This is a genomic window from Phaeocystidibacter luteus (assembly GCF_008933115.1).
In the GTDB taxonomy this organism is placed as follows: domain Bacteria; phylum Bacteroidota; class Bacteroidia; order Flavobacteriales; family Schleiferiaceae; genus Phaeocystidibacter; species Phaeocystidibacter luteus.
The window spans coordinates 146,528-169,302 of record NZ_WBVO01000007.1 but is presented as its reverse complement, the minus strand read 5'-3'; the positions used below and the strand labels follow the sequence as shown (position 1 = coordinate 169,302).

Annotated in this window: 18 protein-coding genes; 4 read left to right on the top strand and 14 right to left on the bottom strand. The window is 46.3% G+C overall.

Annotated features, from left to right (window positions below; translation table 11 throughout):
• Positions 1-3: 3 nt before the first annotated feature.
• Positions 4-1,014 (bottom strand): class 1 fructose-bisphosphatase, encoded by a 1,011-nt coding sequence (gene fbp, locus F8C67_RS09865; RefSeq protein ID WP_151667670.1) that lies wholly within the window; start codon positions 1,012-1,014, stop codon positions 4-6.
• Between the two features lie 202 nt (positions 1,015-1,216).
• Here fbp and lysA point away from each other — a divergent pair, with 202 nt between their 5' ends.
• The 4 genes from lysA (at position 1,217) to F8C67_RS09845 (ending at position 6,098) form a co-directional block, all read left to right on the top strand.
• Complete coding sequence (gene lysA, locus F8C67_RS09860) at positions 1,217-2,461, top strand: diaminopimelate decarboxylase (protein ID WP_223277548.1); 1,245 nt, start codon at positions 1,217-1,219, stop codon at positions 2,459-2,461.
• Entirely contained in the window at positions 2,437-2,946 is a 510-nt protein-coding gene (locus F8C67_RS09855; RefSeq protein WP_151667669.1) for a GNAT family N-acetyltransferase, read from the top strand. The genes lysA and F8C67_RS09855 overlap by 25 nt, the downstream gene beginning before the upstream one ends.
• A complete protein-coding gene (locus F8C67_RS09850; protein WP_151667668.1) occupies positions 2,943-4,208 on the top strand; it encodes an aspartate kinase in 1,266 nt (421 codons plus the stop codon). The genes F8C67_RS09855 and F8C67_RS09850 overlap by 4 nt, the downstream gene beginning before the upstream one ends.
• A 72-nt stretch (positions 4,209-4,280) precedes the next feature.
• Complete coding sequence (locus F8C67_RS09845; protein ID WP_151667667.1) at positions 4,281-6,098, top strand: lysophospholipid acyltransferase family protein; 1,818 nt, start codon at positions 4,281-4,283, stop codon at positions 6,096-6,098.
• On the opposite strand, the gene F8C67_RS09840 is transcribed toward F8C67_RS09845, so the two are convergent.
• From F8C67_RS09840 to F8C67_RS09780, 13 genes are all read right to left on the bottom strand, one after another.
• On the bottom strand, positions 6,095-7,030 hold the full coding sequence (locus tag F8C67_RS09840; protein ID WP_151667666.1) for an NAD(P)-dependent oxidoreductase: 936 nt from the start codon (positions 7,028-7,030) through the stop codon (positions 6,095-6,097). The genes F8C67_RS09845 and F8C67_RS09840 overlap by 4 nt on opposite strands.
• On the bottom strand, positions 7,027-7,878 hold the full coding sequence (locus F8C67_RS09835) for a hypothetical protein (RefSeq protein WP_151667665.1): 852 nt from the start codon (positions 7,876-7,878) through the stop codon (positions 7,027-7,029). Before F8C67_RS09835 ends, F8C67_RS09840 begins: the two co-directional genes overlap by 4 nt.
• 11 nt (positions 7,879-7,889) lie before the next feature.
• Positions 7,890-9,236, bottom strand: a complete 1,347-nt coding sequence (gene mgtE, locus F8C67_RS09830) for a magnesium transporter (protein ID WP_151667664.1) — start codon at positions 9,234-9,236, stop codon at positions 7,890-7,892.
• Complete coding sequence (rsmA, locus tag F8C67_RS09825; protein ID WP_151667663.1) at positions 9,233-10,000, bottom strand: 16S rRNA (adenine(1518)-N(6)/adenine(1519)-N(6))-dimethyltransferase RsmA; 768 nt, start codon at positions 9,998-10,000, stop codon at positions 9,233-9,235. Before rsmA ends, mgtE begins: the two co-directional genes overlap by 4 nt.
• Positions 10,001-10,103: 103 nt before the next feature.
• Complete coding sequence (locus F8C67_RS09820; RefSeq protein ID WP_151667662.1) at positions 10,104-10,778, bottom strand: hypothetical protein; 675 nt, start codon at positions 10,776-10,778, stop codon at positions 10,104-10,106.
• A 262-nt stretch (positions 10,779-11,040) separates the two neighbouring features.
• Positions 11,041-11,349 (bottom strand): hypothetical protein, encoded by a 309-nt coding sequence (locus F8C67_RS09815; protein WP_151667661.1) that lies wholly within the window; start codon positions 11,347-11,349, stop codon positions 11,041-11,043.
• 460 nt (positions 11,350-11,809) lie between these two features.
• The gene (locus F8C67_RS09810; RefSeq protein ID WP_151667660.1) at positions 11,810-13,846 is read right to left on the bottom strand and encodes a M3 family metallopeptidase; all 2,037 of its coding nucleotides are present in this window, start codon (positions 13,844-13,846) and stop codon (positions 11,810-11,812) included.
• 123 nt (positions 13,847-13,969) lie between these two features.
• The gene (locus F8C67_RS09805) at positions 13,970-15,766 is read right to left on the bottom strand and encodes an acyl-CoA dehydrogenase family protein (protein ID WP_151667659.1); all 1,797 of its coding nucleotides are present in this window, start codon (positions 15,764-15,766) and stop codon (positions 13,970-13,972) included.
• 6 nt (positions 15,767-15,772) lie between these two features.
• Complete coding sequence (locus F8C67_RS09800) at positions 15,773-16,951, bottom strand: acetyl-CoA C-acyltransferase (RefSeq protein WP_151667658.1); 1,179 nt, start codon at positions 16,949-16,951, stop codon at positions 15,773-15,775.
• 14 nt (positions 16,952-16,965) lie between these two features.
• Positions 16,966-19,371 (bottom strand): 3-hydroxyacyl-CoA dehydrogenase/enoyl-CoA hydratase family protein, encoded by a 2,406-nt coding sequence (locus F8C67_RS09795; RefSeq protein WP_151667657.1) that lies wholly within the window; start codon positions 19,369-19,371, stop codon positions 16,966-16,968.
• The gene (locus F8C67_RS09790; RefSeq protein WP_317132319.1) at positions 19,352-19,828 is read right to left on the bottom strand and encodes a MarR family winged helix-turn-helix transcriptional regulator; all 477 of its coding nucleotides are present in this window, start codon (positions 19,826-19,828) and stop codon (positions 19,352-19,354) included. The genes F8C67_RS09795 and F8C67_RS09790 overlap by 20 nt, the downstream gene beginning before the upstream one ends.
• Positions 19,829-19,889: 61 nt before the next feature.
• On the bottom strand, positions 19,890-21,248 hold the full coding sequence (locus F8C67_RS09785; protein ID WP_151667656.1) for an LPP20 family lipoprotein: 1,359 nt from the start codon (positions 21,246-21,248) through the stop codon (positions 19,890-19,892).
• Positions 21,248-22,648: a CsgG/HfaB family protein gene (locus F8C67_RS09780; RefSeq protein WP_151667655.1), complete on the bottom strand. Its 1,401-nt coding sequence runs from the start codon at positions 22,646-22,648 to the stop codon at positions 21,248-21,250. The genes F8C67_RS09785 and F8C67_RS09780 overlap by 1 nt, the downstream gene beginning before the upstream one ends.
• Between the last annotated feature and the right edge of the window lie 127 nt (positions 22,649-22,775).

The window sequence follows — 22,775 nt, the reverse complement described above, 5'->3', positions numbered from 1 at the left end:
ATTTTAGTGCTCTTCGGCTCGGATAAAGGCCTCGGCAGTTTCTACCATTTTGGGTGATCCAATGAAATAAGGCACACGCTGGTGAAGCTCCTCTGGCTGGATATCCAAGATTCTATTGATTCCATCGCTGGCTTTTCCACCTGCCTGTTCGGCAATCATGGCCAACGGATTACATTCATATAGCAAGCGTAACTTTCCTTTCGGGGCTTTTGTTCCCGTCGGGTAGATATAAATTCCACCTTTCAACAAGTTTCTGTGGAAGTCGGAAACAAGGGAACCGATGTATCGTGAAGTGTACGGGCGGTTGGTCGACTCATCCACTTCCTGACAATACTTGATATATTTCTTTACGCCCCCGTGGAAGTGCGCATAGTTTCCTTCGTTTACAGAGTATATTTTTCCTTCTTCTGGAATACACATGTTCGGATGCGATAGGCAGAACACGCCAATTGAAGGGTCGAGCGTGAATCCGTTTACGCCATGACCTGTAGTATATACCAACATGGTAGATGATCCGTAAACCACATACCCTGCGGCCACTTGCTTGTTTCCTGGCTGTAGGAAATCTTCTAGCTGAACGGGTGTTCCCACTGGAGTAACACGTCGGTAGATAGAGAAGATGGTACCTACGGAAACGTTCACGTCGATATTCGATGATCCGTCGAGAGGATCCATCAAAACCACGTATTTGGCTTCTTTGTGAATCTCGTCATTGAAGCTGATGAAGTCTTCGAGTTCTTCGCTGCCTACACCGCAAACCTCACCCATAGCGCGCATGGCGTTGATAAAAGTGTCGTTCGCGAATACATCTAGCTTCATCTGATTCTCACCCTGTACATTTTCAGAACCGATGGCCCCGAGAATGTCAGCCAATCCGGCTTTGTTGATTTCGCGGTTAACCACTTTTGCAGCAAGTCGGATAGAAGTAAGGAGTTGCGAGAGTTCGCCTGTGGCGTATGGGAATTCGCTTTGTTTTTCTACAATGAATTCTCCAAGAGTTACGGGTCTGTTCATGACGGGATTTTTCTGAGCTCGACAAAGATAGCGATGCTTGGGGAATTGAACATCGTCGCCGCAAGAGGAGATGGCTATCGAATTCATTCCTTGGACTTGTTAAAAATAGTACAGAATGTTATAAAATAGTTCAACGAGTTGAAAAAGGTTGTGCAAGGCTATTTGTCGATTTACATTTGCAGCCCTAAAATCATGACAGAGAATGAGTCAGCAAGCAATTGAATGGAACGCAAAGATGGCGGCGCAGCTAGTGCAAGAGCACGGTTCACCGCTATTTGTTTATGATTCGGCGGTAATCGACCGTCAATATCATCGTTTGCGCAGCGCCTTTAAACGTTGTGCAACGCGAATTCACTTTGCGGGTAAATCTTTGAATAATATCAATGTTTGGAGATACATCCATGAATTGGGTGCTGGTTTCGACGCTGTTTCGATTGAGGAAGTACAACTTGCACTACACGCCGGATTTGCCCCTCAAGATATCCTCTTCACACCCAACAGTGTTGGACTCGCCGAGTACGAGGAAGCGATCCGATTAGGCGTACATATCAACGTAGATAACCTCACAGTTCTTGAAGAACTCGGGGCTATCTATGGAGATAGAGTTCCTGTGGGCATTCGCATCAACCCGCATATTTTGGCGGGAGGGAATTCAAAGATTTCTACGGGTCATATCGACAGTAAGTTTGGAATTTCAGTTCATCAAATGCGTCATCTACATCGCATAGTAGATCACTACAACTTGCGCATTGATGGATTGCATATGCACACGGGGAGCGAGATCCTTGACGTTGAAGTATTCTTGCGCGGAGCACAGATCTTATTGGATCTCGCCCTCGATTTCCCACATCTTGAATACGTTGATTTTGGTTCGGGCTTCAAGGTGGCTTATCGTCCAGACGACCTAGAAACCAACATTGAAGAGTTGGGCGAACAGATGTGTGACCTCTTTGCAAACTTTTGCGAGGAGTATGGACGTGAACTTGAGCTCATCTTTGAGCCCGGTAAGTTCCTCGTGTCAGAAGCGGGAACGTTCCTTACCACTGCGCAAGTGATAAAGCAAACTACCAGCACTGTATTCGTTGGTGTTGACAGTGGTCTAAATCACTTCATCCGTCCCATGTTCTACGATTCGTATCATCACATTGAAAATCTCACAAATCCCGACGGGAAACAGCGTATTTATTCTGTAGTCGGTTACATTTGTGAGACAGACACTTTCGCGTGGGATCGACCACTTCCGGAAGTCCGTCAAGGTGATATCCTGGCATTTAAAAATGCCGGAGCCTATGTGATGTCGATGGCGAGTAACTATAACAGCCGACGCTTACCCGCGGAGGTCTTTCATCACAACGGACAGTTCCACTTGATTCGACGAAGACAAGAAGTTCAAGATCTTCTGCGCGATCAGATAGAAGTACAATGGAATCAACCCGCATTGAGCTAAGGCGCGCCGCTGCAACGGATATGTCATCCGTTCTTCATCTGATTCAATTATTAGCTGTTTACGAGCGAGAGCCCGATGCCGTTGAGGTTACGGAGGATGATTTGGTACGCGATTATGAAGCCAGCAAATTCGAAGTTTTTCTTGCCGATCTGGATGGAAAGACCGTTGGAATGGCACTGTTTTATGAACGGTACAGCACTTGGAAGGGTCCCTACATTCATCTCGAAGATTTAATCGTTGAAAAAGAGCACCGAGGCTACGGAATTGGACGCATGCTTCTCGAAGCTATCATTGCTACGGCAGCGGAAAGAGGGTGTAGAAGACTGGGGTGGGAGGTTCTTGACTGGAACACTCCGGCGGTAGAATTCTATCAAAAAATAGGAGCGAGTATAGAGAAAGAGTGGTGGCAATGCCGCATGTATGCTGAATCGATTCAATCGTTCTCCTATCAATATTCAGAAAAGATTAAAGCGCTTCTTTCATGAGCGACGTGTTTAGAGTTTACAAGTTTGGTGGTGCATCAGTAAAAGATGCTCAGGCCGTGCAGAACGTGGTTAACATTATCCGAAACTACGCGGAAGAACCGATGGTAGTGGTTGTTTCGGCGATGGGTAAAATGACAAACGCCCTGGAAGAGGTTGTTGCGGCAGTGATGGCCAACGATGAATCTCGCATTCACAATAGTATTCAGGTTGTGGTCGATTTTCACCGAGTGATTGGCGAAGAGCTCTTTTCAGAGAATCACCCCGTTTGGGAAACTCTTGAGGGGTATTTCAATCAACTTCGCACTCGCGCTGCGCTCCATTCTGGGGAGTCGTACGGCGCAGTGTATGACCGACTTATCTGTTTTGGAGAGTTCCTTTCAACCCAAATTATTCAAGCTGTATTATTAGATGCCGGACTTAACTCTCGCTGGCATAACGCGCAAGAGTTGGTCATTACAAATGGACATCACAGAAGAGCTACGGTAGATTTTACGGTAACGGAAGATGTGGTGAGAAAATCAGTTGCTCCAGAAGGAATTCACATCGTTCAAGGTTTTTTAGGAGCTACTGCGGAAGGGACGCCCACTACCTTAGGAAGAGAGGGGTCCGACTATACCGCAGCTGTTCTGGCTTACGTGCTAGACGCTTCGGAGGTGTGCATTTGGAAAGACGTTCCCGGAGTACTTACCGGCGACCCGAAGGTGTTTAGCGATGTCATTCGACTTGAAACAATTTCGTTTCGTGAGGCGATTGAGTTGGCATATTATGGAGCTTCAGTCATTCACCCAAAAACGATTCAACCCTTACAGCGTAAGGAGATTCCATTGAGGGTGAGAAGTTTTGTGAATCCAGATGAGCCCGGCACGGTTATCCAGAAGGGAAAGTTGCTGCACCCGATGTCGCCTTGCTTCATCCGAAAGGGACAGCAGGCACTCATTACGCTAAGTACCCGCGATCTCGCTTTTATAGTTGAAGATCACCTCAGCAAGATTTACAACACTTTTCACGAGTTGGGCATTGCGGTCAATTTGATGCAGAACTCCGCCGTGAGTAGCTCGTTCTCCATAAATCATGATCCCATCTTGTTGAATGATTTATTGGAGAAACTGCGAGAAGATTTTGTAGTAAAACACAATACAGATCTGTGTTTGTATACCGTACGACACTACGACGAAAAGTCCACCGCATCTATTCGAAGTAAAGGTGAGGTGTTCTTGGAGCAGGTGACTAGGCACACCCATCAATTCGTTGTAAAAGAATAACTTGGACAAATGGATCAGGGTTCTAGATGACGCAGCTTAAAGAAGCACCTGATTTACTACATTTGTTCTGGAATGGATACCACCAAACAACTCGTAGCCAAAGAAGATCTCGCCAAAGCGGCTAAGCTAGACAAGCTCGGAATGAGCTGGTTAGCAGGTGTCGTTATGGACCTGACAAAAATTACCGAAATCAATGAGCTCTACGCTCGCTTTGGTGATAAAAGTGGAATTGAATTCATAGATGCAGTTTTCGACGCACTAGATGTAGAATTTACCTACTTCGAGGACGAGCTAAAACGCATTCCGAAAGAAGGACCATTCATTACGGTCTCCAATCATCCACTTGGTGGCATTGACGGACTTGTTCTCCTGAAACTTATTTCGCTGGTTCGCCCAGATTTCAAGGTGATGGCAAACTTTCTTCTCAAGAAGATAGAGCCGTTGTCAGACCAATTCTTTGCTGTCAACCCGTTTGAAAATCGAAAGGAAGCTTACAACAGTTCGGTTGGTCTGAAGGAAGCAATCAAGCACCTGAAGGAAGGTCATGGACTCGGGATGTTTCCGGCAGGCGAGGTGAGTGCCTATAAGTTTGGTGAACGCAAGGTGATTGACCGTGAATGGCAAGAAGGGGCTATTAAGCTCATCGAGAAGATGGGTGTTCCGGTTGTTCCTATTTACTTCAAGGCTAAGAATTCGCCTCTTTTTTACCTGCTTTCTTCACTGTCATCAACACTCCAAACCGCCAAGTTGCCAAGTGAGCTCTTAACCCAGCGAAACAAGCAGATTTTGGTTCGCGTTGGCAAGCCGGTTGAGAAATCAGAAATGGAGAACTGCAAGAGTTCACATGAAGTGAACTGCCTCCTGAGAGAGCGAACATACCGCCTGTCTTCACCTCTGGAAGATCCTTCCCGACTAGAGCGCTTACGCAAAGTTGTGGCCAGGACTCCAAAAGAGCCAGCGAAAATTATCGACGCTACTCCTCAACATCTCATTTGGGATGAGATTGAGAACCTTCGCGAGAATGGCGGAAGGATGACGGAGTTCCGCACTTTCGAAGTTTTTTGTGGCGAAGCAAAGGATATCCCCAACATCTTAAGGGAAATTGGTCGTCTTCGCGAGATAACTTTCCGAGCAGTAGGGGAAGGCACAAACGACGAAACGGATATAGACGATTACGATTTAGAGTACCTTCATTTATTCCTATGGGACAATGAAAAGCAAAAGATCGTTGGAGCTTACCGTTTAGGTATGGGTGCTGACCTGTATGCCCGAAATGGCATCAAGGGATTCTACGTTCAGAGCCTGTTTAAGATTGAAGAAGAAGCCTATCCAATCTTCCAAAAATCATTGGAAATGGGCCGAGCTTTTATCGTTCAAGAATACCAGCAAAAGCCGATGCCGCTATTTCTTTTGTGGAAAGGCATCGTTCACGTTATTCTAAGAAACCCTGAAAAGGTGCGCTACCTAACGGGGTGTGTAAGCATATCGAATCAATTTTCAACCTTCTCAAAAGCAATGATGATTGCCTACGTGCAACACCACTTTTTTGATAAGGAATTGGGCAAGTATGTTCACCCGAGAAAGGAATTCCGCGTTCGTTTGAGTGATGATGATGAGAAGTTTATCCGAAACACTTCGGGTGAAGATTTGAATAAGTTCGATCGATTCATCGATGAGGTAGAGCCGGGAAATATGCGTTTCCCTGTACTATTCAAGAAGTACATCAAGCAGAATGCGAAAATTGTGTGCTTCAATGTTGATCCTAAGTTCAACAACTCGATTGATGGCTTCATGTATATCGACATCAACGATTTGCCTGAACAGACTATTCAGCCTGTTTTAGAGGAATTGGAAGAAGCCACGAAGAACGAGGTAAAACGTCAGCCTTAACCGTTTAAGGTTCGAATCATTTTTTGAGCGAGCAGCTCTCCCATTTTTTGAAAAGCTTCGGTCGTCCACCCACCCACATGTGGAGTAAGAATCACTTTCTCCGAACTTAAGAGTTCCTGCAGTACGGGGTTCGAGTCGTGGTTTAGCTTGAAGGACTTGCTCTCGAATTCGAGCACGTCTAATCCGGCCCCAAGCACGGTCCCTTCTTGAATAGCCACTAGCAAATCTTCCGTATTCACAATTGGACCTCGAGCGGTATTGAGGAAGTAGACAGGTTTCACAACCTTCTTCCAAAAAATGCGGTCAATCCATCCCCTGGTTTCATCGGTGAGGGGAGTGTGAATGCTAATGACATCAGCGGTGTCACAGAGCTCTTTCAAGCTCACACTTCGAACGTTATTCGCAGGCCATTTTTCAATGTAGGGGTCGTAGGCGATTATATCTACATCAAACCCTCCCAGGACTTTCGCGAATGATTGTCCCATGTTTCCAAGACCAATGATGCCAATGGTTTTTCCAGAGAGTTCTGTGCCTGTGTTCCCATGTCGATCCCAAATTCCATTGCGAACCTCTGCGTCTGCCTTTCTGATGTGATTAAGCAGATTGAGCAATAGGGCTGTGGTGTGTTCTCCAACGGCTTGTCGGTTGCCTTCTGGAACATTGTGACAAATAATTCCGTGCTTTTGAGCAAGTTCTAGGTTGATGTTTTCCAGCCCGGCTCCAAAGCGGCCAATGCATTTCAAACTTTTCGCATGTGCGAAGAATTCTTCTTGAACAGGGATTCTACTGCGGATTACGACACCATCCATAGAAGGGAGGTGTTCGTGAATTTTCTTTTCTGGCCAAGCTGTCCCATCGACTACGTCAAATCCAGCACGGCCCAGAAGTGTGGGCAGGACAGGGTGGGTCGTGTCAATTAAGAGGATTTTCATCGCAACCAAAAGGTGAAGCCCACATTCGACACAAGTTGTGCGCTGCTGAAATCATCAAATGGTGTAGAAACAAAGGCGTCGAGTTGCAAATCTCTGTGAATCAAATAAGACGCTCCTGTGACAAACCTTGCATTGCCATTTTCCCAATCGGTAATGAAACCCTCGACGAACAGTCCAAGTCTGCCTGTGGAGTAGCCAAGGTTCAGTGTGGTAGTAGCTCGGGTAGGATTGAACTCAAGGTCTCTATTCACAATTCCAATGCTGGAGCTGATGCTCCAGTTGTCGTTTAGCTGATAGGCGAGGTTGATGCCAAATCGTCCTCCATAAACGAATGAGCTCGTTTTGTTTGAAAGGGTATCGAATGCTGTTGTATCTGGAATGAAATCACGGCTCACATAGTATTGCTCCAGGCGATCTAGTCCTCCTGAAACACCGGCTATCACCCCGGCGGTAAACTGTTCGGTCACCTTCCATCCATAGCGGTAGCGGGCTCCGATGATCGTTTGTCTATTATCTGTGTATCCGGCGCCAAAAGTCACTTCATTATCAACCAAATAATCCTGAAGAGCAGCCGATCCGCCTAAGGTGACATTGAATTCTCCGATGCACGTACCAAATCGGATGGTAGACGCGAAGCCTTGATTGTGTCCATCTTCCAAGAACTGAGCTGAGAATCCTCCTTGAATCAACACGCCTTGTCGAACATGTTGGGCATCAAAAGTAGCACCTGGTCTATCGGAATGCATCGGCTCCCACCAAAGTAGAGTTGAAGCGTTAATCGTGTCGCTTTGCGCTTTGAGTGCAAGAGAAAACAAGAATGCAATTAGGAGGGTTGCGTACTTTTTCATGACCTCATTTTTTAGAAAATGGCCGAACCAATGGCGAAGTAGATGAACAGCCCGAGCACGTCATTGGCTGTCGTAATGAACGGTCCTGTCGCCAAAGCTGGGTCAACCTTGTATTTGTTTAACACAAGCGGTACAAAAGTGCCGAAGAGGCTCGCAAACATGATCACGGCTAAAAGTGCAAGTCCGACCGTAAGCGCCAATTTTGTACCGTATCCAAGAACCAGGCTGATTCCATAAATCGCCAATGCACAGATGATTCCGTTTACGAGGCCGACACTTAATTCTTTCCTCAATCGTCGCACAGCGGTATCCGTCACACTTTGGTGTGCTAGAGCTTGAACTACAATCGCACTGGATTGTACACCAACGTTACCGCCCATCGCGGCAATAAGCGGGATGAAGAAGGCGAGTTGAGGGATATTGCCCAGTTCGGCTTCATTCTGGCCGATCACTGAAGCTGCTACGACACCTCCAAGGAGACCGATAAGCAACCATGGCAGGCGAGCTTTGGTGATGTCGAAAATGGAGTCATTCACTTCGACGTCGTCGCTCAAACCAGATGCAAGTTGGTAATCGCGATCCGCTTCTTCAACAATCACATCTACAACATCATCTAGTGTAATACGTCCGAGTAAACGACCCATATCGTCGACTACTGGCACTACAAACATGTCGTATTTATTCATGATTCGAGCTACTTCCTCATTGTCGGTAGTAGAACGAACGCTGTGAATTTTATCGTTATACACCTCTTTAATTGGGGTACGCGTGGAGGTTGTCAAGAGCTTTTTTAGACTCAACGAACCTAGCAGGACATCGTTGTCATCCACCACATAAACCGCATGGACTTGTTCCACTTCTTCGGCTTGCTTTCGCATTTCGCTCACACAACGAAGGACGGTCCAATTGTGGTTTACTTTGATGAGCTCCGTTGCCATCAAGGCACCTGCTGTATTTTCGGCGTGTGTAAGAAGGTTGGCGATTTGCTTCGCCTGCTCAATATCCTCGAGATTTGAAAGAACTTCTAGTTTCTTCTCTTCATCGAGTTCGGAAAGAATATCTGCGGCATCGTCGGAATCGAGATTTTCAACGACCTCTTCGGCCAACTGCTTTCCGCTATAGGTTTCGAGGATGTCTTTACGGACGTCTTCATCTAATTGAATGAGGACTTCACCCACGAGTTCGGGTGGGATGTGTGTGGTGATGGCAAGTACCTCTTCTTCATCGAGTTCATCGAGTACTTCGGCGATATCGGCCGGGTGATGCTCACAAAGTTCGGCTGCCGCCTTTTGTGCATCACCAGCTTCAATTAGGTCCCTCAGGAAGTCTAAGTATTCGTTGGTGAGTTCAAAGCTCATGATGAAAGGGCGTTGGTCAGTTGCGTAAATTCTTCGAAACTAAGCTGCTCGGCTCTCTTTGGAAGCATAGCTTCTGTTTCGGCCGTATGTTCGAAAGTTAAGGATTTAAGGGCGTTGCGCAACGTTTTTCTTCTCTGGTTAAAAGCGAGTTTTACAACCATTTTCAACTTTGAAAAGGCCACATTTGGCTCTTCATTCTTTCGTCGCATCACCATGACCCCGCTCTTCACTTTTGGAGGTGGGTTGAACACGTGCTCATCCACCGTAAAGCAATATTCGACGTCGTAATAGGTTTGGCAAAGAACCGAGAGAATGCCATAGTTCTTATTCCCAGGAGGAGAAGCGATTCGTTGAGCTACTTCTTTTTGAAACATTCCGCCGAATTCGGGAATGTAGTCTCTCAACTCCAGCGTTTTAAATACGATTTGAGAGCTGATGTTATATGGAAAGTTCCCGATGATGGCGAACGGTTTATCACCAAACTGAGCCTTGAAATCATGTCGAAGGAAATCACCTTGAACGATACGGTCACTGAGTTTTGGGTAATGTGCTTGTAGCCAAACGACTGATTCACTATCGAGTTCAACAACCCACGTTTCAAAATCCTTTTGTAGCAAAAATTGTGTCAGGACACCCATTCCTGGGCCAATCTCTAAGACATGGTCATATCCATTTCCGGAGAGGACATTTGCTATGCGTTCGGCAATACTTTCGTCTTTCAGAAAGTGTTGACCAAGGTGTTTTTTCGCGCGGACTTTACTCATGCGGTAAAGTTAGGGGAAATATGGGAGGGTGGGGGTGAGGGTACAATTCCAAACCGTGGCATGGCAAGTCTTTAGTTTGGAAAGATGAACACGCTATTTTTCCTTATTTACAAGGTAGGAAGTAGGAATCAGGAAGAGATTCAAATTCTTCTGACCAATATTGAGCGTTGATTTCATCTTTCGTCTGATTAATTTCAAGATCTCCTGAGTGATGAATTGAAGTATAAGGTACTAGTGTCACGTGACCATTGTGCTTTGATAGTAACTGCCACTTAAGTCTACCATTATACCATGATGCTAGAAGCAAAAGTTCGTTCTCTCGCAACTCCATTCCGGCAAGTGTTACTCCGGTGTTTCTGCTCGTGCGAACTGCTCCTTCTTGGCCTCTAAATTGATGGGAGGTGGCATGGAATGGGGTTCGGTCGAGTTCTAAAAACTCTATTCCAATAAAGAGCTCTTGCGTGCCGTGGGTATAAAAGCTCAGTGGGATATAGAATTCGCCAGAATGATTTGGAGTAATTGGGTGCGGTGAGCTACAACTAAGTCTTGTTCCAGTTCTATCAAATATGACTGCTCGAATCCTGCTTGTTTCACGAATAAGTTCTTCAACCTTGATTTCAATCGAGTCCAGCCTACCTATACCTTTCACAGTGTAGCCATAGCAATAGATGTCGCCTGGTTCCCTTTGAATGCTTCTTCGTGCTCTATGTGGTCGGAAATAGTCGTGCTCGAAAAATTGAGTGATGTCGACGTCGGGAAGAATAAGATTATTATCCATGAGATGTAATGTGTCATACGCTCTTAGGAGACAGGCTGTATCCCTTGAGCCGAGAAAGCTTATTCTCGCTTCTGCAACAGAATCACGAGGAAGTGTAACTGCACCGTTTTCACTTGTGTACCTGATTTCTTCCCCAAATTCTACTCTTGCATAAGAGGCGGGACGATTATCAAGAGTCCAGACAAATGCCTGGAAATCTTGACAATAAAGACTGTTTGCGGCTAGGCAAGCGGCCATACGCAATAAGTAGAGTCTTAGAAAATTAGGAATGACCATGTGAACCACAAGTTCCTTCGTGAATTTCAGGCGTGCTCCAGCGTGTTGTGGTGTTGAGTCCCCACAGGTTCTTAATCGGACAGGTAATCCAATGATAGAATTCGTAATCGTGACAGGAGCAATCAGGGTCTCCCTGATCATAATAATCACCACCGAGCCAGCTTGGCCAAGCTCCCAAAGTTTGCAAACCTACTCCAGCGATACCTCCACTCAAGGCCGAAACTAAGAGTAAAGTAGAAGTCATTCCAATCTTTACTTTTTGATTTAAGGAGTGGCGTTTTTTTGTGTGCTTCATAATTTCTTGGTTTGATTTTACAATTGATACTAATGCAAATCTGACCAAAGTTGAAGTCGACAAGGTGCGCTAAAAGTTCAATCATTGAACTTTTAGCGCACTATTCAAAAAAAATATAACGTGCTGAAGTATTTCGGATTGATGTGGGGTGGGTAAGATACCGTTAAGTTCGAAATGGACCGTCGGCTATGAGCGGCAGGGGGCCACCACTCCTCCTCCCCAGGCAGAAGTTACACCGCTAACGCCATCCAAGTCGTGTATTAAACGTTTACAATCGGCTAGTTTTCAACTTCACGTTAAAGGACAAATTTGTCCCCTTGAGAATCCGCCTGTTCATTTGGATACTTAGTAACTTGAGACCGGGGAGGGGCTAAACGCCCCCCAGAAGAAGCACCTTTCAAGCTTCAAGCTTCAAGCCTCAAGCCTCAAGCCTCAAGCCTCAAGCCTCAAGCCTGATCTTTCACGCCTTTACCAACCCAGCTCTCCTCAACAACGCCTCCGGATCCGGTTCCTTCCCCTTAAATTCCACAAAAAGCTCCATTGGATGCACCGTGCCTCCCGAAGAGAGAAGTTTGCGGAAGCGCTTCGCTGTCTCCGGATTGAACAAACCTTCCTCCAAGAAGCTCTCAAATGCGTCAGCGTCCAATACCTCTGCCCATTTGTACGAATAATATCCAGCGCTGTAACCACCCTGGAAGATGTGTGAGAAGGCGGTAGACATTGCCGATCCCGTAGTTTCGGGGAAGACCTCCATCTCGCGGAATACAGATTTTTCAAACCGCTCAACGTCACTAGAAAATCCACCCTCAGAGTTATGCCAAGCCATATCCAAGAATCCAAAGCTCAACTGTCGAATCGTGGCGTAGCCCTCTAGGAACGTGGCGCTCCTTCTTAGCTTGTCCACCATTTCCTGAGGGATAACCTCTCCAGTCTCATAGTGCTTAGCAAATAGGGCCAAGGCCTCTGGCTCATAGCACCAGTTCTCCATGATTTGCGACGGAAGTTCCACAAAGTCCCAATAAACAGAGGTTCCCGTTAATCCGGGATATGTGCCTTCTGCTAACATACCGTGTAATGCATGACCAAATTCGTGAAACAGCGTTGTAACCTCCTGGAAGGTGAGCAAGGCTGGTTTAGATTTGGTGGGACGTGAGAAGTTGCATACAATGCTGATGTGTGGTCGGTACTCGGTTCCTTCGAGTTGATACTGACTCCTATATGACGTCATCCACGCACCATTCCTCTTGCCTTTACGCGGGTGGAAGTCAGCATAGAACATGGCGAGGTGAGATCCGTCGCTGTTCTTCACTTCAAATGTTCGTACCTCTTCGTTGTATTTTGGAATATCGTGACGTTCCTCAAAGGTGATTCCATAGAGCTTTTGTGCGACAATGAATGCCCCGTCAAGCACTTGTGGAAGCGGGAAATACGGTTTAAGCGCCTCGTCATCAATGTCGAATTTCTCCTTTTTGAGCTTTTCGCTGTAATAGCCAAAATCCCAACGCTGCAATGGTGAAATTCCATCTCGTTTTTCGGCATAATCCGCTACCTCTTGAACATCAGATTTTGCCGCCGGTAATGCCTTTTCTTTTAAGTTCTGGAGAAACGAAACAACCGTAGAAGGCTTTTCAGCCATTCGCTCAGCTAGTACAAAGTCGGCATGTGTTTTAAACCCAAGAAGCTGGGCCCTTTTAGCGCGTAGGTCAGCAATTTTCTGTACGATCTGAGTATTGTTGTTGTCATTCTCATTATACCCGCGCTTCGAAAAGGCACTCCACATTTTATGGCGTAATGCTCTATTGTCCGCGTAAGTCATAAAACCCATATACGACGGGTAGTCTAGCGTGAATACCCATCCTTCTAATTCGCGCTGTTTAGCAGCCTCCTCGGCCATGTCAATCACTGAATCAGGTAAACCAGAGAGGTCTGATTTATCCGTTAAGTGCATTGTGAAGTCATGCGTGTCAGCTAGTACATTCTCCCCGAATTGCAGACCTAGAGTGCTCAATTGCTCGTCTAGCTTTCGGAGTTCCTCCTTTTTTTCATCTGAAAGACTCGCGCCATTTCTGGTGAAAGATTTCCATGTCTTTTCGAGCAAGCGATTTTGTTCCCCAGAGAGGTTCAGGCTTTCTTTTTGACGATATACCGCGTCAACCTTCTCGAATAGCGCAGCGTTGAGCAAAACGTCATTTCCGAAGGCTGTGAGTTTAGGTGAAATTTCTCTGGCAGCCGACTGAATCTCATCATTCGTTTCAGCTGAATTGAGGTTGAAGAATACCTCCGCAACTCGATTTAATTCTAAGCTCGAAAATTCAAGTGCCTCAATTACACTTTCGAACGTTGGATCTTCAGTAGCAGCAATGGCATCAACTCTCTCGCGAGCCATCTCAATTCCCTCTTCAATGGCAGGAATGAAATCTGAGTTAGAAATTTTATCAAAAGGAACAGTCTCGTCCGGAGTATTGTATGGCGGGAGAAGTGGGTTTACACTCTGCATGTCAATCTTATTTAGATGTACAAAGATGTTTAACCTAATTCGGGTGAACAAGGTTTTGATAGAGTAGGGTTAAAAGAAAACTGTCCCGAGTTCTTGCGAAAACGGGACAGTTAGTTTATTGACTTAGAACGGATACTTGTTCTCGTCTATGATGCGTTTCGCTATCGCTCTTCTGAGCTCTTTCGGGTTTGGTGGATTCTGCCACTTGGTGAATCGTCGCAAGCCCATTAACATCATGCGTTGCTCATCTCCTTCGGCAATTGCATAAATCGCTTCCTTACCCATGAGGTGAAGCTTTTCAATTGCGAAGTGCATGTACAAGCGAGCCATCTCTGCCGCAGCTTCGGCATTCGCATGTCCGCGATCCGCCAATTTTTGTGCGCGGAGTACAGCACTCTGTGCTACATAGGTTTCAATTACCATGTCCGCAACAGTCATGAGTACTTCTTGCTCTTCTTCCACATCCATTCCAAATTTTTCCACAGCCTTGCCGGCAACCATCAGGATGGCCTTCTTCATCTTTCCGAGAAGCACAGCTTCTTCTGAGAGTGGCTTCGAAAAGTCTGGAGTGTCAAAATCAGGAATCTCCATCAATTCACCAGCAACTTTCATAGCAGGTGACATCAGATCGAGCTCTCCTTTCATTGCCTTCTTCAGCAACATCCCCACCGTAAGCATACGGTTGATTTCGTTCGTACCTTCATAGATACGCGCAATTCTTACATCACGATAAGCACTCTCCACCGGAGTGTCTGCAGAGAATCCCATTCCGCCATGAATCTGAACAGCTTCATCAGCAATAAAGCTGGAAGCCTCTGACACGTGAACTTTTAGAATGGCGCATTCAATTGCAAATTCCTCAACACCCTTCAATTTGGATTGCTGAGGATCCATCCCTCCGTTTTCGAGACGCTTGATATTGTTCTCTACATCCTGTCCCGCACGGTATGTCGCACTTTCTGCCGCGAAATGCTTCGTTGCCATATCCGCAAACTTGGCTTGAATTGCTCCAAAGCTTGAAATAGGACGCTTGAATTGCTCACGCTCATTAGCGTATTTTACAGACACACTAATACCTCGACGGTTGGCGTCCAAACAAGCAGCAGCAAGTTTGATACGCCCCACGTTGAGTGCATTCATCGCAATTTTAAATCCACCGTTTCGCTCACCAAGTAGATTTTCTACTGGCACGGTTACATTGTTGAAGAACACTTGACGAGTGCTGGAAGCCTTAATTCCCATCTTGTGTTCTTCATCGCCTAGTGTGAGGCCTTCGGCTCCTTTTTCGACTATGAAGCCTGTAATGTTCTTGTCATCTTCAATACGTGCAAAAACAATGAAGAGGTCCGCGTATCCCGCATTCGAGATCCACATTTTCTGTCCATTAATCACGTAGTTCTTTCCATCGTCGGTGAGCTCAGCTTTCGTACGGCCAGAGTTGGCATCCGAACCCGCTCCCGGCTCTGTCAAGCAGTAGGCGCCAATCCACTCACCAGAGGCGAGTTTTGGCAAGTATTTCTGCTTTTGTTCTTCATTTCCATAAAGGAGGATAGGTAGCGTACCAATTCCAGTGTGAGCGCCGTAAGCCGTGGAAAGGCTTCCCGTTGCTCCTGAAATTCGATCGCATACCAACATGCCGGTGTTGAAGTCCATACCAAGACCTCCGTAGTTTTCTGGAACAGATATACCAAGTAGACCAAGCTCTCCGGCTTTTTTCATCACCTCGAGGGTGAAGTCGTAATCCTTGTTTTCAAAGCGCATTTTATTCGGCCAAACTTCTTTGTCAATGAAGTCTGTTGTTGCCTGCGCCATCATCATTTGTTCCTCGCTAAAATCCTCCGGAATGAATACATTCTCCGGTTGGATGTCGCGAATGAGGAATTCTCCTCCTTTGATAAAATCTTTCTCTTCAGTCGCCATTTCTAATTAGTTCATTCGTTCGAAAATGCCTGCCGCACCCTGACCAGTTCCCACGCACATGGTTACGAGTCCATATTTCTTATCTCTCTTCGCTAACTCGTTCAGAATTTGAACCGTTAGTTTTCCTCCTGTACATCCAAGCGGGTGTCCAAGTGCAATCGCACCACCATTCACATTCAAAAGGTCTTGGTTGATTCCCAATTCGCGGACAACCGCCAAACTTTGCGATGCAAATGCCTCGTTCAATTCGATGAGGTCGATATCATCCAACTTCATGTTCGCCTGCTTCAATGCGAGTGGTACGGCTTTAACCGGACCAATTCCCATGATTCGCGGCTCCACACCCGCGGCCGCATAGCTAACCATTCTGGCAATTGGCTTGAGGTTGTACTCCTTCAAGATTTTCTCGCTTACCACAAGAACAAAGGCAGCTCCATCCGAAGTTTGTGATGAGTTACCTGCCGTTACAGAACCTCCCTGCGCAAATACAGGGCGAAGTCTACCGAGCGCTTCAACACTTGTGTCGGCACGCGGACCTTCATCTGTATCGAACACGTATTTCTTGGTTTCGATTTTCTCCTTGCTATTGAGGAAGTTCTCCTCAATATTGATAGGCGCGATGTCGTCGGCAAATCGATTGGTTTCAATTGCTTTCAAAGCTTTTTGGTGGCTGTTGAACGCGAATTGATCTTGATCCTCACGACTCACTTTGAATTGATTCGCTACCGCCTCAGCCGTCAATCCCATACCGTTGTAATAGTCGGCATGGTGTTTTGAAAGCTCGTAGTTCGGAGTCACTTTCCATCCGCCCATGGGGATGTAGCTCATCGACTCCGTTCCCCCCGCGATAATGGCATCTGCCATTCCAGCGTGAATTTTCGCCGAAGCCATAGCGATGGTTTCCAATCCAGAACTGCAATACCGATTAACGGTCACTCCTGGAACGTCGACAGTGTCAAGTCCCATCAAAGAGATAAGTCGACCAACGTTCAAGCCTTGCTCGGCCTCTGGCATTGCATTCCCAACAATAACGTCGTCAATGCGCGTATGGTCAAATTCCGGAACACTGTCCATCAAGTGTTTAATCACTTGAGCGGCGAGGTCGTCCGGACGAAAGAAGCGCAATGTGCCTCGTGGAGCTTTGCCCACGGCGCTTCGGTATCCTGCTACGATGTATGCATCCATTGTGTTTCTTTCTTTTAGTTGCGAAGCGGCTTACCCGTCTTCAACATGTGTTGTATTCTTTCAAGCGTTTTGCGCTCACCACAAAGACTGAGGAAAGCCTCGCGCTCTAGTTTCAATAAGTATGATTCGCTCACCTCCGCTGGTTCTGATAGGTCTCCACCTGCCATTACCCAAGCGAGTTTTTCAGTCATCTTCAAATCGTGATCTGAGATGTATCCACCTTCACGCATTTGGAAGGCACCTACCTTAAACATTCCAAGTGCCTGCTTGCCTAGCACTTTTACATCCTTTCTTTCGATAGGAGCTTGGTACCCTTGCTGTGCTAGCATGAGCGCCTTTTGCTTGGCATCCTGAATCTGGCGATTCACGTTCATGGAGTAGTGGTCTCTACCTTCAACTAAGAATCCTAAGTTCATGGCTTCTTGTGCCGATGTGGCAACCTTCGCCATACCTATGGTGAGGTAGTTCTCGCGATATGCGTTCAACTCGACATCATCCTTTACATAGCGGTCGCTGGCGCGAAGCGTAAGTTCTTTCGTTCCACCACCACCAGGGATAACACCCACACCGAACTCTACTAGTCCCATGTAGGTTTCTGCCGAAGCTTGTACGGCATCAGCGTGAAGTGTCATTTCGCAACCTCCACCCAAGCTCATTCCATGTGGTGCCACAACTACTGGGATGTTGCTATAGCGAACGCGCATCATGGTGTCTTGGAAGTGCTTAATCGCGAAGTTGAGTTCATCCCATTCCTGCTCAATGGCCATCATGAAAATCATTCCCAGATTGGCGCCTACCGAGAAGTTGGAAGCTTGGTTACCAATCACCAGGCCTTCATATTCCTTTTCGGCCAGGTCAATCGCCTTGTTCATTCCAGCTAATACACCACCGCCGAGCGAGTTCATCTTAGATCGGAACTCGAAATTGATGATGCCATCTCCCAAGTCTTGAATAGCACTTTCACTATTGCTCCAAATGGTCTTGGTGCCGCGAATCGTGTCGAGAATGATATATGAACCTTGACCTGGAATCGCCTTGTAATCTCCGCTTTCTACGTCGTAATAGTAGCGTGTTCCACCCTCGGTTTTATAGAATGATTTGACACCCTTCTTCTGCATGTCTGAAATCCAGTCGGCCGCCTTTTCGCCGCGCGCTTCAATGAATTTCAATCCGTGCTCTAAACCAACGGCATCCCACAGTTCAAACGGCCCAAGTTCCCAACCGAAGCCTGCACGCATAGCATCGTCGATGCGGAATAGTTCGTCAGAAATCTCTGGGATTCGGTGTGTGACGTAAGCGAAAAGTCCCGCATATGATGCACGGTAGAACTCTCCTGCCTTGTCTTTCGCTTTTGCTAAGAATGCGATTCTCTCTTTTAGATCTGAAATCGGTTTCGCTGCATCGAGTGAGCCAAACTTCGGACGACCTTTTGGAGCGTACTCCATGGTGTCGAGATTCATGGCTAGAATTTCACTAGAGCCGTCATCTCCTTTCACCTTTTTATAGAAGCCTTGTCTCGTTTTATCTCCGAGCCATTTGTTCTCCATCATCTTATCGATGAAGTCAGGCAACTTAAACACGTCTCTTTTCTCGTCGTCCGGACAAGCCTCGTAGAGACCATTGGCCACGTGAACGAGTGTATCTAATCCAACAACATCGCAGGTTCTGAAGGTTGCCGATTTGGGACGACCAACAAGCGTGCCGGTGAGTTTATCCACCTCTTCGACCGTCATTCCCATTTCTTTCACTTGGTGGAAGAGGTCCATGATGCCGTAGATGCCAATTCGGTTTGCAATAAACGCTGGAGTGTCTTTGGCGAGAACGGTAGTCTTGCCTAAGTACTTATCGCCGTACTCCATGAAGAAGTCCACAACTTCCTGCGAAGTGTGAGGAGTAGGTATGATTTCCAGAAGGCGAAGGTAGCGCGGTGGGTTGAAGAAGTGCGTTCCACAGAAGTGCTTGACGAAATCTTCAGATCTCCCCTTCGTCATCAAATGAATAGGGATACCACTTGTATTAGAAGTGATGAGGCTGCCCGGCTTGCGATACTTCTCTACTCTTTCGAATAGTTGTTGCTTAATGTCGAGTCGTTCAACAACAACCTCAATGATCCAATCTACGTCGGCTATTTTGGAAAGGTCGTCATCGAAATTCCCAAGCGATATTCTAGAGGCAAAAGCCTTGTCGAATAGGGGAGCGGGGTTCGACTTTAGTGCGGTTTGAAAATTCTCGGTTGTAATTCGATTACGAACGCGAGGATCTTCGAGAGAAAGCCCTTTGGCAGTCTCTTTTTCGTTTAGTTCCCTCGGCGGGATGTCGAGCAATAAAACTTCGACTCCTTTATTGGCAAGGTGGCAAGCAATTCTGCTGCCCATAATGCCGGAGCCTAAGACTGCTGCTTTACGAATGATTCTCTTCATGGTGAAGTTCTTCGTTGAGTTGTTCTATAAGTATGTTGATCTTGTTCATGGTCCTGAAAAAACCATTGAGGTCTGTCTTACTAACCTTTTCTTGTACGGCATTGTTGAAGCGAAGCACTGCATCTTTCGCGTGCTCTCGTTTCTCAAGTCCCAGAGGTGTCAAAAAAATAAGAACCACGCGTCCATCTTCTGGATGTGGTTCTCGTCTAATAAAGCCTCGGTCCTCCATTACTTTTAGAAGACGTGAAAGACTGGTGGGCTCCATGCCCATTTTCGGACCTAAACTTGTGCTTGGAGTTCCTTGCTGCTGATCGATATTCAACAACACATAACCCGTGGCCATGGTTGAGTCGTACTGAGCGGCTACATCATTATACCAACGAGCAATCCCCTGCCAGGTGAACTTGATGTGGAAATCCACAGTTTCTTCGGGACGCATAATAAATCTTTTGCTCAAACATAATAAATTTGAGCCGTAATCCCTCTGTGAATCAGCTTAATTTTGTGTGAAGCCTGCGCTAATTCAAAAATAATTTCCTGAATTCGTGGTCTTCAAGTTCTCGAATTGCGCGTCGATATGCATCTTGAGACGAAAGCTCTGCCGAAAGTTGCACACCACGGAATCCATCCAACGGATAGCTTCGTTGTAGGCGACCCATATCATCTTGAATTCTGATTTCACCAGATAGTCTGGTCAAGTACATTTCGTTTTGGCGACCATTCATGGTGGATTTTGCAAAAATCTCAACTGTCATGTCCGCCTGCTCTTGATCATTCACAATTTGAAATTTCTGAGCGAGTAGAAATCTTCTCAATGCCTGAGTTATCGGAGGCGAGGTCATTTCTTCATCGCCCGAATATTCAGAGGAGCTGATGTAGACTTTTGGAGAACGAACTTCGATTCGAACGAGCGCCTTTTTACTTGGGAATCTCGAGATCATCATTCTCAACAGGGGATCTCGCGTAGCATTTTCTGCAAGCGCTACATAGTTCACGTCCGCTTCCACACGCTCAAAGCTAGTTTCTGCGTCAGCCACGGGAAGTGCGAAGGCAACCATGCCGCTAGATTCAGAAATCGTCTGTGTATTGCGCAAGAATCCGCCTGTGTAATAGATATATACAGGTATGTTCTCTAACCATTGTCCGCGACTATCCTGCACTTGATAAAACGAGCGGTGCACGGGTTCGTCATACCTGATGATTTCTACTGTTTCTTGAACAGGCGTAACGCGGATACTTCCGAGAATAGAATCGACGAAGGAATATAAAACAATGCCAAAGTCTCCTTCGACTTGCTCGCTTCTAATCGGTTCATTTAAATAAGGCTTCAGCTCCGAAAGCGCAGAGAAAGCATGCGATAACGAAGGTTGAATCTCATTTGCTCTTGCAGCTTCCTTAGCTAGGTTATAGAAAGCTACGGCTCTTGATACAGCCGATTGCTTCCTTGCGGCACGAATGCGCGCATATTCCGCTTTGTCGAGCTTGTATTGAACCCAGTAATAGTCCTTGCCCTCATAGCTCCCAGTAAGCTCAAACCCCTCGATGTCCTCGTAAGAATTAATCTCCGTTTGTGCTCTGAACTCTTCTCTAAACTGACGATTTGTTTCCATTTGATGGAGCAAGCTGGTCGAAGAAATCTCCACAGAAATCTCACTTGCCAGGTCAGATAAAGCCGCATTTTTCGCAGTTTGAAGGTGGCTGCCATCCGATTGTATCCTAGCAACTCCGATGCCTACATAGGCGAATGGATCGCTTGGTTTAGACTGGGTCCACTCCGGTGTTCTTGTACTTCCAGAACTCACATTTTCGGAAGACCCACAACCCGAAAGGATTCCAAATCCAATTAAAAGGGATGCTATGTATAGTTTCAATTTCATTAATCCTCTATCTGAAGGAAGGTTCTATAAATCTGGTCGGCCACACGTTGAGATAAATCTGTGTATAGCTCTTGTTTCATCTCTTCGTCACTACGCAACGACTGACGCGCTTTCAGGCGGTCGTCAAGCTGACGTTTACTTCTCGAATCGCTTAAGCGACGGTCGCCAGCCTGTGGAGTGCTTATGTTTCTCCATTCACCCATGTACAGGTAACGAGTTTCGCCACTATAAGTTGAGTAATCAATCTCATCTGTTTCCGAAACGGTAATTGCATCCGTTAATAGGATTTCACCTGTTTCAACGCTAACAAGCTTGAATTGAAGAATGGCGCTCACCTTTATAGTTTGCTCTACATCATAATACCACACCTTATCATAAATCATAGTGGTATAGCGCTCTCCTTCTGAATTCGTACGAGTAACCCTTCTGCCAAGGTATCCTGGTCGACGAGTTCTGCGAAGGTTTGATTTCTCCACACTCATGCTCACAAGCTCCCCAACTAGAATCGCTTTGGCGCCAAGAAGTTGTCCAGTTTCGGCAGCTGTTACGGGATCACTCTGACCCGACATGGCTCGAATTTGCTCATCCGTCAGGCGTGCAAGCATGGTTCGGTCGATGAGTTTCAAGAACGGGTCATTCTTCGCTTGGAGGTTACGGGTAATCTTACTCGATAATAGGGACTCTACTCCTCCGAAGTCCGTGTGATTTTCGAACTGCATAATACCAAGACCGTACTGTCCATTTCTCAGGGCGATGGCTTTGTAATGTGCGCTCTGGTCGAATTCACCCACTTCGTTTTCGAGGTTGTCGAGAATGCGATAAGCCCTTCTGTACTCTCTATTGTCGAAAGCTTCCATAGCCTCTGCATAAAGTGGTCGAGCTGTTGCGATTCTGAGAAGATTTGCACTGTCCTTGTATTCATCTTTAAGAGAAAGAATCTCTTCGAAGATTCCTTGTGCGGTCTCATATTCCTTTCGTCCCAAGGCATCTCTTCCTGCTTGGTATTGTATTTCTAAGTAACGCGCGAGGGCTAGCTGGAAATCTTCTTCATGGCCAGATGGTCGTGCGATATCGATATTGTATCTGCGCAAGGCTGATCTGAAGTCTTCTGCTTCCTTGTAATAGCGAATGGCCTCTTTGTCCTCTCCATTCTGCACGGCGGAGAAGAAGTATCCATATTTATTATCCACAACAATTTGTCCAACCTCACGAAGGGCGATAAGCGCCTCAATGTTGTCGTCATCTCTGCGAAGCGCATCCATATAACTTGTGGCAGCTTCTTCATATAAACCTGCATCCTCAAACTCTTGTCCGCGCTTAAACATGCGCTTAGATCCGCTACATGAAACCAGAATGGCTGTAAGCAAAAGGAGGGGTAGGTATGTGTAGAGTTTTTTCACGGTCGTTCGATTTATAGCAAATGTAATCGGCTCTATTGAAAACAAAAGTGATGCCGAACAATTTCGAAGCCTTAATGTTACCTCAATGTTAACCCAGTGTAAAAATGTTTGGTGGTTAGGTAACTTT

Bases quoted from the DNA above. Each gene is read 5' to 3' on its own strand.
- fbp (WP_151667670.1), bottom strand. From the start codon at position 1,014: ATGAACAGACCCGTAACTCTTGGAGAATTCATTGTAGAAAAACAAAGC.
- lysA (WP_223277548.1), top strand. From the start codon at position 1,217: ATGAGTCAGCAAGCAATTGAATGGAACGCAAAGATGGCGGCGCAGCTA.
- F8C67_RS09855 (WP_151667669.1), top strand. From the start codon at position 2,437: ATGGAATCAACCCGCATTGAGCTAAGGCGCGCCGCTGCAACGGATATG.
- F8C67_RS09850 (WP_151667668.1), top strand. From the start codon at position 2,943: ATGAGCGACGTGTTTAGAGTTTACAAGTTTGGTGGTGCATCAGTAAAA.
- F8C67_RS09845 (WP_151667667.1), top strand. From the start codon at position 4,281: ATGGATACCACCAAACAACTCGTAGCCAAAGAAGATCTCGCCAAAGCG.
- F8C67_RS09840 (WP_151667666.1), bottom strand. From the start codon at position 7,030: ATGAAAATCCTCTTAATTGACACGACCCACCCTGTCCTGCCCACACTT.
- F8C67_RS09835 (WP_151667665.1), bottom strand. From the start codon at position 7,878: ATGAAAAAGTACGCAACCCTCCTAATTGCATTCTTGTTTTCTCTTGCA.
- mgtE (WP_151667664.1), bottom strand. From the start codon at position 9,236: ATGAGCTTTGAACTCACCAACGAATACTTAGACTTCCTGAGGGACCTA.
- rsmA (WP_151667663.1), bottom strand. From the start codon at position 10,000: ATGAGTAAAGTCCGCGCGAAAAAACACCTTGGTCAACACTTTCTGAAA.
- F8C67_RS09820 (WP_151667662.1), bottom strand. From the start codon at position 10,778: ATGGATAATAATCTTATTCTTCCCGACGTCGACATCACTCAATTTTTC.
- F8C67_RS09815 (WP_151667661.1), bottom strand. From the start codon at position 11,349: ATGAAGCACACAAAAAAACGCCACTCCTTAAATCAAAAAGTAAAGATT.
- F8C67_RS09810 (WP_151667660.1), bottom strand. From the start codon at position 13,846: ATGCAGAGTGTAAACCCACTTCTCCCGCCATACAATACTCCGGACGAG.
- F8C67_RS09805 (WP_151667659.1), bottom strand. From the start codon at position 15,766: ATGGCGACTGAAGAGAAAGATTTTATCAAAGGAGGAGAATTCCTCATT.
- F8C67_RS09800 (WP_151667658.1), bottom strand. From the start codon at position 16,951: ATGGATGCATACATCGTAGCAGGATACCGAAGCGCCGTGGGCAAAGCT.
- F8C67_RS09795 (WP_151667657.1), bottom strand. From the start codon at position 19,371: ATGAAGAGAATCATTCGTAAAGCAGCAGTCTTAGGCTCCGGCATTATG.
- F8C67_RS09785 (WP_151667656.1), bottom strand. From the start codon at position 21,248: ATGAAATTGAAACTATACATAGCATCCCTTTTAATTGGATTTGGAATC.